Origin of the sequence: Natronolimnohabitans innermongolicus JCM 12255 (assembly GCF_000337215.1) — an archaeon.
GTDB lineage: Archaea > Halobacteriota > Halobacteria > Halobacteriales > Natrialbaceae > Natronolimnohabitans > Natronolimnohabitans innermongolicus.
In genome coordinates this window covers 1-7,951 of record NZ_AOHZ01000067.1, presented here as the reverse complement: position 1 = coordinate 7,951, position 7,951 = coordinate 1, and the positions used below count along the sequence as shown (strand labels likewise).

Here is a 7,951-nt window from a genome sequence, read left to right as displayed (position 1 = left end):
CCACAGACGCCGGCGAGGACGCGTAGAGTTCGGGCGTGTCTCCCACAGACGCCGGCGAGGACGCGTAGAGTTCGGGCGTGTCTCCCACAAACGCCGGCGTGAGGGGCCGTCAGTCCGAGAATTCGACCGCCCAGTCGGCGTTTTCCGCGGCCGTCTCGAGAGGGACGAACTCCCAGTCGGCGGCGTCGGCGATTTCGTCGTCACCGGCGGTCCCGACGAGCACCATTCGATCGGCGTAGAACATCGATTCAGGCGTGATGTCGGCCAACCGCTCGGCGGGGCCGGTCTCGGAGCCGCCGAAGAAGTCGATGTCGATCCCGGTGTCGCGCTGGAACTTTCGGATGGCCGGCGTCGAGACGGTGCCGACGATTCCGATCCAGTCGCTCCAGCCGCGGGCGTCGGCGACGGCGTACTGCGGATCGGCGAGCCGGTTGATCGCCCGATAGGTAAACGCGAGCGTCATGTCGTCCGGATCGGACGCGTCGCCGTGGCTGCTCGTTCGCTCGGTCGATTCCGAGTCGTCGTGCGAACTCGAGCCCTGACCCTCTCCGCTCTCGGCGTGTCGAGACGGTTTTCCGCCGCCGGCGCCGCCGCTCTCCTCGGGGACGCCGACGGGGCCCGCCGAGTCGCCGGGTACTTTCGGTTTCGGGGTCGCCGAGGGCTCGTCGGTGGGTTCCGATCGTTCCGTTGGTTTCGATGCTGATTCCGGCTCTGGCCCTGGCCCTGGTTCGTCGGTTCCGGGTTCGGCATCTCCGTCACGATCGGCTGTCGACCCGTCGTCGGCAGCGGCGTTCGCCGCTTCGTCGTCGGCCGCTTCCGTCGGCGTCGTGCTCCAGTTCGGCGCCGGTTCGTCGTCCGGGTCGCCCTCGCCGCGCCAGAGCCAGTCGCCGTGGTTCGCGTCTTCCGCCTGTTCGTCCCCGTCGTCGATCTCCATCTCGTCCAGATCGATACTGTCTGTCACGGTGGTTCACCTCCGTTCTGTGGTCGGGTTGCCGTCGGTCGTCGGCGGGACCGGCGTCGCCTCGTCGGGCACGTCGGCCAGGTCCAGCCGTCGGAGCAGTTCCTCGGTCGGTCGTCCCCGTCGATCCCAGTCGCGGACCGCGTAGTAGCGCTCGAGGAGCGTCTCGAACGCGTCCCGGTCGAGCCCGCCGCTTGCGTCCGTGCTCGTGCCGTCGGTGACGTCACCGCTCGAGTCGGACGCGTCAGCGCGCGGCTCGGTCAGCACTGCGGGCAGTTCGTCGTCGGCCCGCGAGAACCCTTCCCGGACGTTGAAGAGCCTGACGAGCGTCCAGACCCGTTCGCCGACCGCCGAGAGCGATTCGGGGTCGTGGTCGTAACCGACGGCCGCCAGCCACTCGGCGCCGCGGTCGGCGCGGAACACGTCCTCGAGGAAGTCGTCGGCGACGAGACACCAGAGCAGCGCGCGGTGGTTCTGTTCTTCGACGACGGCGGCGGCGCGTTCCGTCGCGCTCCGGTGACTGCCGGAGACCGACTCGAGTTCGACCGGTCGGGCCCGACGGTGACAGCCGCCGCGGTCGCTGGTGGCGTAGGCAAGCGCCATCGTCTCCGCGCTGCGCGGATCGTACGAGGAGAGTTCCATCCCCTTGACGGTCGGGATCAGTCCCTCGCCGCCGAACGCCGCGACCGCGCCGTCGACGCCCTCGGCGAGCGCGTCGCCCAGCGGCGTCGATCGGGCGGCGATCTCCTCGATGAGTTCGCGGGCGGCCGCCTCGTCGCCGAAGGAAAGGTCGCGGTCGATCACGCCCGCGTCGCTCGCGCGGACCGCCCAGGCGACCGCGTTGCCGGCTGTAATCACGTCCATCGCGAGTCGGTCGCAGAGCGCGCCCAGCGTCGCGACGGCGTCGAAGTCGTCGATGCCGAGGCCGGCGCCGAGGACGATCGGCGTCGCCCCGCGCGGGACGCTCTCGCTCTCACCCTCGCTGTCGTCGCCCTCGACGTCGACGGTAAAGCCGCCCGGGACGGGATCGTCGGGACGCTCGCGGCCGGTCGCCGCCTCGCGGACGCGTTCGATACCGATCTCGTCGGCGCCCTCGAAGCGCCCTTCCTGCCAGCCCCGGGTCGGAAGGACACCGACCTCGTTGGCGAAGTCGACGGTTTCGACGGTGTCGCTGGCCGCGAGCCACCGACCGGTCTCGCTCTCGGCGAACGCCTCGCTGGCGCGCGCTCGACGGTCGGCGAGGCCGTCTGGCGCGTCGTCGCGGGCGAGTACGGCTTTCAGGTTCTTGCCTCCCATGACGGTGCCCGCGCCGCCCCGGCCGGCGTGGTGGTCGCCGCCATCGGAGGCGATCGTCGCGTACTGAACGCCGCGCTCTCCCGCGGGGCCGACGCAGGCGACGGCGGCGTCGGGGAACCGCTCGTCGGTCGCTTCGGCGTCGAGCCCCCACAGGTCGGCAGCGGACTCGAGGGTCGCCTCGCCGTCCGCGATCGACAGCGCGACCGGCTCGTCGGCCTCGCCGGTGACGAGGATACCCGTGTGGTCGCCGAGCGAGCCGGCGAGGCGACCGGGAAACGCGCCGCCGCCGTAGGAGTCGAGAAACGCACCCGTCAGCGGCGACTTCGTGATCGCGGCGTAGCGCTGCTCGCCGGGCGTGTAGCCGGTCAGCGGCCCCACGACGAACAGCAACACGTTCTCGGGAGCGGCCGGATCCGTGCCCGGCTCGAGCTCCTCGTAGAGGTACCGAGCCCCGAGTCCCTTCCCCCCGACGTAGCGCTCGAGCCACCGCTCGGGGACGGCCTCGCTCGTCACGGTGCCCGCGGAGAGGTCGACCCGCAAGAGCCGGTCCGTGCGATCCATTACCATATATTGGTGCCGTCGACTGATTAAGGTTCACGGTGGGCCGTCGTCCGTGTCGACGCATTGCGACCAACGCTTAACACCGACAACGCCGTATGGTATACCATGTCACAGAGTGATGAGGCGGCCGGCGAACTCGCCGACCTCTACGCGTTCATCTCCGGCGCGCTCGCCGATCCGCCCGACGAATCGGGCGTCGAGCGGCTCGCGGCCGAACGGTTCCCCAGGGACGCCTCGCCGCAGGCGCTGGCGAACGGCTACCAGCGCCTGCGCCAGTGGCAGGCCGGCGTCGACGACCCAGCCGAGGCCGCCGCCGAACTCGGTCGCGTCCACACCAGACTCTTCGTCGGGCCGCGGCCCCGAATGCAGATCCACGAGTCCTGGTACGCCGACGACTACCTCGGCGAGCCCCTGGCCGCGGTCAAACGCTCCTACCGCGACCTCGGGATCCGCCCCTCGAGCGACCTCCGCGAGGAGGCCGACCACGCCGCCGTCGAGTTCGCCGCTCTCGCGATGCTCGCCCGCGACGGCGACGACGACCTCCGTCGCGCGTTTCTGACGATCCACGGCTGGTGGCTCCCCGAACTCGCGACGGACGTTCAGGAGATGGCCGACCACCCCTTCTACGAGGCCGTCGGCTGGCTGATCGACGGCGTCTTCGAGGCCGACACCTATCTGCTCAGTCTCGACCCGGCCGACCTCGAGCCGGGGTACGATCTCTCTTCCTCCCAGGACGAGGCGCCGTCGTCACTGTTCGGCGAGTGAGTGTCGGGATCGAATCGGGTCCGCTACTCGAGTCCCACGAATCGACGAACTCGCGCTCGCGGTCCCGGAGACGTCGGCGAGTTATACTGTCGGACAGCAGTCAGTGCGCAGTCGGTCGCGAAGTCGCGGTCGGCTCCGACGGCGACGACCGCAGTCGCGCGACCGATCGGCAACGAGTGCTGTCCGGCAGTATTAGACGTGTTCGTCGAGGAAGTCCGCGATCTCGGAGTACGCCTCGATGCGGTTCTCGAGCTTCGAGAAGCCGTGCCCTTCGTCCTCGAAGATCAGCTTTCGGACCGGAACGCCCTGCTCGCGAGCGCTCTCGACGATCTGTTCGGCCTCGCCGACCGGAACGCGCGGGTCGTTCTCGCCGTGAAGGACGAACAGGGGCGCCTCGATGTGCTCGATGTTGTTCGTCGGCGAAATCTCCTCGAGGAACTCCCGGTCGTTCTCGAGGCTGCCGTACTCGGCCTCGCGGAGTTCGCGGCGCCAGTCGCCCGTGTTCTCGAGGAAGGTGACGAAGTTGGCGATGCCGACGACGTCGATGCCGGCCGCCCAGAGATCGGGGTACTCGGTCAGCGCCGCGAGCACCATGAAGCCGCCGTAGGAGCCGCCCTTCGCGGCGATGCGGTCGGGATCGACCGCAGGGTGGTCCTGGAGCCACTCGACGCAGGCCTCGATATCCGCCACGGAGTCCATGCGCTTTTCGACGTCGTCCAGCGCGGCGTAATCGGCGCCGTAGCCCGCCGAGCCGCGGACGTTCGGCTCGAAGTAGGCGTAGCCCCGGTCGAGGAAGTACTGCTTGACGGAGGAGAAGGAGGGCCGACGCTGGCTCTCGGGCCCGCCGTGGATGTCGACGACGACGGGGACGCCGTCGCCGCTTCCGTCCCCGTTTTCGCCCCCATCGGCGCCGTCGGGCAACGTAAAGAAGCCCGGCACCTCGAGGCCAGCGTGGGACTCCTCTGGAGTCCCACGAGCGGACGGGCTACGCCCGTCAACGCCGAAGCTCTCGACGTGGACGAGTTCCGACTCGTCGAACGTCTCCGGTGGGATGCCCGCGGTCGGCGCGCTGGTCCACTGCTCGGCCTCGCCGGTCTCGATATCCACCACGAAGACGTTCGTGTTGACCGCGTCGCCGGTCGTCGACAGCGCGAACCGCTCGGCGTCGGGATCGAAGCTCACGCCGCCGGCGATGCCGCCCGGCAGGTCGGGATCGGGGAAGGGCTCGAATTCGGTCGGATCGTCCGCGTCGAACTCCCCAACCGTGAGTTCGGTGTACCCCTCGACGTTGCGCGAGAAGACGAACCGGCCGGACTCGTCGTCGAGCGCGATGCCGTCGACGTTCCACCCGTCTCCGTCGGCGACCGTCTCGAGCGTCTCGTCCTCGAGGTCGAGGTAGGCGAGGTAGAGGGTATCCGCATCGCCCTCGTCGGTGACGAGGTAGATCCCCTCGCCGTCGGGCGCCCAGCTGGCGCTCTGGTAGCGGACGTCGCCCTCGTGGGGCGTGAGGTGCTCGAGTTCGTCCTCGTCGGCCTCGAGGTCGAGGACGTACAGATCCTGATCGAAGTTGGAGTAGGCCTGCGAGACGAGCAGTCGGGAGTCGTCCGGGCTCCACCCCGACAGGGAGAGCCAGCCGTCGCCCTCGTAGACGAGGTGCGCGCCATCTCCGGTCGCGTCCCGGTCCTGGACGTAGACGTCGAAAACGGACTCGTCGCGGCGGTTCGAGGCGAACGCGAACCGCTCGCCGTCGTGGCTCCAGCCGCCCCACCGGTGTTTCGCCTCCGGCTTCGCGGTCAGGTTCGTGATCTCGCCGGTTTCGGCGTCCAGCCGGAACAGTTGGGCCTTCTCGTTGCCGCCTTCGTCCATCCCGAAGATCAGTTCGGGACGCTCGGGCGACCAGGAGGCGAAGGTCACGCGCTCGTCGTAGAACGTCCGCTGCTCGGGCCAGCCGCGGGGTTCCTCGAGCGTCCAGACCTGGGACGTGCCCGTCGTGTTCATCAGAAACGAGAGCCGGTCGCCGTCGGGCCCGAACGAGGCCCCGTAGGCGCTTCGGATATTGAGGTAGCGTTCGATCTCGTAGCTGCCCATACACGCAGGAGAGGCCTCGAGTGGGTAGGCGTTTGGGTGCGGCGACAGATTTGCCGGTGGTCGGGTCGGTGACTGCAGCCGGATCGATCGCGTGCGACGGCCGATTGCGCCCTCGACTAGTTCGCGTTTCTGAGTAATTCGCGTCCGTTGAACCGTATTCGTCCGCTCTGGCGGTGGCTAGGCTCGTCTTACAGCGGGACTCGACGTCGCCGCTCGCCGGTAGCGGCCTCGAGCCGGATCGGGAACCTCGTGGCAGTGATCTAACACCGCGTGTGCTGATCGGTGTGCGTAACAAACCGACTCGAGTCGAACGCATCGAGTACGATGCAAGAGACGGGGAGCCAACCAGACGACGGCGATGGAGACGGCGTTTCGACGATAGCGATTCTCACCGTTGTCGTCGTCGTCCTCGCCGCCTTCGGACTCACGATCGCCGGGATCGGAATCGGGTTCTCGACGGGCGAAGAGGAGACCGAGACCGAAGGATCGGACGATCCGGTCGACCTCGACGGATCCGTCGGTGACGATGATGGTGCCGACGGCGACGACGAGGGCGATGACGACGGCGACGAGGAAGACGTGGAGGGCGAAGCTGACGATGACGACGAGAACGGGATCGACGACGAGGATGAGGACGAAGACACGGACGACGACGCCGATGATGACGAGGACGAGAGCGACGAGAACGGTGCGGACGACGAAGAGGACGAAGCTGACGACGACGATGAAGAGAGTGATGCGGACGACGAGGACGAGAGCGACGTAGACGAGGACGAAACTGACGACGCGGACGACGAGGAGGACGAAGCTGACGGTGACGACGACGCTGACGACGAAGACGAATCAGACGACGACTCGGTCGAACCGACCGAAAACGGTGACGACGCGGACGACGATGCCGACGACGGGATCATCGACCAAATCACCGACTTCTTCACCGACGCGATTTCGTTCGGCGACGACTGACGCTCGAGCGAGCGTCTCACTTTGTTTCCGCCACCGACCGACGTATCAGAACCCAGTGGGATCGAGTTCGATGCGGCCGACCGCGAATGCGGCCCGTCCGGCGGCGATCGTCTTCGGCGATTGACAGCCCGAAAGAAGTGACTTTTTATCCTGCCGCTACGTTCCGCGGCATATGCGTCTCGCGTTCGTCTCGAGCGACACCGTTCACCACCGGGACACCGAGACGAACCGACGGTTACAGACGGTCCTCGAGTTGCTCGCCGAACGCGACCACGAGGTGCACCTGTTCTGTGCGAAGTTCTGGCCGGAGGAGTCGCCCACCGTCGAGCGCGAGGACGTCACCTACCACGCGGTCGTCGACGACGTCGACGCCGGCCGGTCGTTCTGTCTCCGAGTCCCGTTCGACCTCGCCGCGGTGAGCCCCGACCTCGTCCACGCGGCCGCCGACTCGCCGGCAGCGCTGCGAGCCGCCGCCTGGGGTGCGAAACTCGCGCGAGCGCCGCTGGTCGCCGAGTGGTACGGCGACGGCGGGATCGACGACGACCGACCGACCCGGCGGGCGACGACGCGCGGCGACCGACTGATCGTCCCCTCGGAACTCGTGGCCACCTGGGTTCGCGAGCGCGGCGCCGACGGCGACCGCGTCGAAACCGTCCCGAATCCGATCGATATCGACCGGGTTCGAGAGACGGAGCCGGCCGACCGCATCGACGTCGTCTACGCCCGCCGACTCGACGAGGGCGCGAACCTGGAGAGCCTCCTGCTCGCGCTCGCGGAACTTCGCGGGCGCGACTGGTCGGTGACCGTCGTCGGCGACGGCCCAGAGCGACCGACCTACGAGCGACTCGCGAGCGACCTCCGAATCGAGGATCGAATCGAGTTCGCCGGCGACCGCGCGCTCGAGGAGCGGATCGCGATCTACCGCGGCGCGCACGTCTTCGCCCAGACGGCCGAACGCTGCGTCTTCCCGACCGAGATGTGCTGGGGACTCGCGGCGGGCTGTGTCGGCATCGTCGAGTACCACGCCGACTCGAGCGCCCACGAACTCGTCGAAGGCTGGGAGCGCGGCTTTCGAACGACCAGCGAGGAGGAACTGGCCGACGCCATCGTCTCCGCGGGCGACCTCGAGTACCGGACGTTCGACGATCGGTTCGCCGACTACGACCGAGACGTCGTCGCCGAGCAGTACCTCGAGCAGTATCGGACGCTGCAAGCGGATCACGGATTCTTATAGGCTGAACAGGCGCAATACCACGGCCTTCAGGCCGTGGATACGCGCCGTCACTCAGTGCCATGTTCCACCGACTTCGACAGGGC

6 protein-coding genes are annotated in these 7,951 nt (G+C 68.3%); 3 read left to right on the top strand and 3 right to left on the bottom strand.

The genetic code is table 11. The annotated features are described in order from the left end of the window. Nucleotides 1-109 precede the first annotated feature (109 nt). Together C493_RS13965 and C493_RS13960 are read right to left on the bottom strand one after the other, a co-directional pair. Nucleotides 110-961 carry a DUF7124 domain-containing protein gene (locus C493_RS13965; protein ID WP_083912418.1) on the bottom strand — a complete coding sequence of 284 codons (852 nt, stop codon included), beginning with the start codon at nt 959-961 and terminating at the stop codon, nt 110-112. A 6-nt stretch (nt 962-967) separates the two neighbouring features. After that, nucleotides 968-2,815 (bottom strand): aldehyde ferredoxin oxidoreductase family protein, encoded by a 1,848-nt coding sequence (locus tag C493_RS13960; protein ID WP_007260102.1) that lies wholly within the window; start codon nt 2,813-2,815, stop codon nt 968-970. A 105-nt stretch (nt 2,816-2,920) separates the two neighbouring features. Here C493_RS13960 and C493_RS13955 point away from each other — a divergent pair, with 105 nt between their 5' ends. Beyond that, nucleotides 2,921-3,580 (top strand): TorD/DmsD family molecular chaperone, encoded by a 660-nt coding sequence (locus C493_RS13955; protein WP_007260101.1) that lies wholly within the window; start codon nt 2,921-2,923, stop codon nt 3,578-3,580. Nucleotides 3,581-3,772: 192 nt separating this feature from the next. Here C493_RS13955 and C493_RS13950 read toward each other — a convergent pair whose 3' ends face one another. Then, nucleotides 3,773-5,668 (bottom strand): S9 family peptidase, encoded by a 1,896-nt coding sequence (locus C493_RS13950; protein WP_007260100.1) that lies wholly within the window; start codon nt 5,666-5,668, stop codon nt 3,773-3,775. A gap of 324 nt (nt 5,669-5,992) precedes the next feature. On the opposite strand from C493_RS13950, the gene C493_RS13945 reads away from it, so the two are divergent. After that, the gene (locus tag C493_RS13945; RefSeq protein ID WP_007260099.1) at nt 5,993-6,634 is read left to right on the top strand and encodes a hypothetical protein; all 642 of its coding nucleotides are present in this window, start codon (nt 5,993-5,995) and stop codon (nt 6,632-6,634) included. Nucleotides 6,635-6,806: 172 nt separating this feature from the next. Beyond that, entirely contained in the window at nt 6,807-7,868 is a 1,062-nt protein-coding gene (locus C493_RS13940; RefSeq protein ID WP_007260098.1) for a glycosyltransferase family 4 protein, read from the top strand. Nucleotides 7,869-7,951 lie beyond the last annotated feature (83 nt).